Below are 1,584 nucleotides of genomic sequence, written 5' to 3'. Positions count from 1 at the left end.
TCAGGTGGTCAACTACCTAATTTTCAGGGAAAAAGTACCTGAATTTTCCCCCGATCCCCGCAATGGCTGGCACTTTTTGAGGGGAAAAAAGTCCAAAAGTCTTATCCAACAAGGTTTTTAGATTTATTCAGCAAACCCTAAATAGCTGAAAATTTGTCAAAACGTCGTGCTTTGCTTACCTCATAAGCGATTAAAGGTAACAAAACAAAGAATTAGATTCGGAGAATGAATCAGATCTAGGGAAGTGGGGAAGTGGGGAGAAACTCTTTTCAGTGATCTGTTGACAATTTTTCAGTGATATATTGACAAATAGGCAATTCTGTGTTGACAAAGGAAAAATTTGCTGTTAGCATTGCGATAATTATTCATACATCCACTTTACCTCTGTGGGAGTCTCCATAAATGACAAAGATAGGTAGATATACCATTCCTAGCGCTGCTGCTCTGGCCGTCGCCACTGCCTTAGGCCTCGCCACTGCCCCAGCCCAGGCGGCTGCTATGGTAACCTATAACGGCTGTGCAAGTACCTCATTCTGTACACTCACCGAGCTCGTTGACGGTGGTGGTTCCATCTCGGTTGATGAGGACGGAAATGGCACAATTGAGAAAACCTTCGACAATTGGACGAATTACAGTTTTTTCAAAAATCCTATGACTATTCCTGTGACCGATCCCAAAAGCAACATTCGAGTGAGTGCAACCGGCACTTACATTCCTGGTGTCTCTGGTAGTGCTACTCTCAATTACACTGTTCTCAATAACGCCCTAACCCTAGCTCCGTCGGTCTTAAATGTCACCTGGCTTGCCGGTATCTCCTTCGACTTCGACGTCACATCCGCTGGATATGTCCCAATGGTTGAACGGAAAGATGCCCTAACAAGTGCTTCAACTGCGGGCACTACGTCGAATATGGCGATGTTCAATGCTACATCGATTATGGGCAATCAAACCGCTACCCCCACCAGCCCTGTGACTGACATTATGCCGTTCCCAGAAACAACCACGTATACGGCCACGAACAACCTGACTTTGCAAGCTCGCCGGACTGGTACTACAACGGCGCCTGTGCCTGGAACCGCCAGCGTCACGACTTTCTCACAAACCTTCACCCAGGTGGTTATTCCCGAACCGGGTACTGTTGCTGGACTGCTGGTTGCTGGTGGCTTAGGTCTGGCGATGAAACGCCGACAAAAGGATAGCTAACCGAGCTTAACGTCAAGATAAGATGAGGAGAGGCATCGTAGCTTCTCGGTTTGAAACTCCGTCCTTTGGGGGCGGTTTTTAATTAGGGTATGCTGAACGAACCCGCGTCAGTCCCCACAGGAGAAACTTTTTCAGCCAACCCTAATTGGGGTTGGCTGAAAAAGTAGGGGTGAAACATTCCGATAGGAAATCTACGGTTTCAGCGATAGGTTAGCCATTGATAGTTAGTCAAGTTTTTAATTTCATCGGAAATTTTGGGTCTGAAACCCCGCCGTTCTAGGTTGGCTTTACGTTAGAATTAAAAGGCCAGTCTCGAAAACCAAGTGGACGGCGCAGCACCTTGAAAACTCGGCTTAGGGGGTTCCGACCAGAAAAGCTTGG

1 protein-coding gene is annotated in these 1,584 nt (G+C 47.1%); it reads left to right on the top strand.

Annotation, left to right across the window (positions count from 1 at the left end; translation table 11 throughout):
• Positions 1-498 precede the first annotated feature (498 nt).
• Positions 499-1,203, top strand: coding sequence for a PEP-CTERM sorting domain-containing protein (locus O9290_RS24730; RefSeq protein WP_288059475.1), 705 nt, complete (start codon positions 499-501; stop codon positions 1,201-1,203).
• The last annotated feature ends 381 nt before the right edge of the window (positions 1,204-1,584 follow it).

Origin of the sequence: Microcystis sp. LE19-41.2A (assembly GCF_027530405.1) — a bacterium.
Lineage (GTDB): Bacteria > Cyanobacteriota > Cyanobacteriia > Cyanobacteriales > Microcystaceae > Microcystis > Microcystis aeruginosa.
The sequence above is the reverse complement of the archived record's forward strand: the minus strand, read 5'-3'. Positions and strand labels throughout refer to the sequence as shown.

Coding starts and splice junctions, on each gene's coding strand:
- O9290_RS24730 (WP_288059475.1), top strand. CDS start 499: ATGGTAACCTATAACGGCTGTGCAAGTACCTCATTCTGTACACTCACC.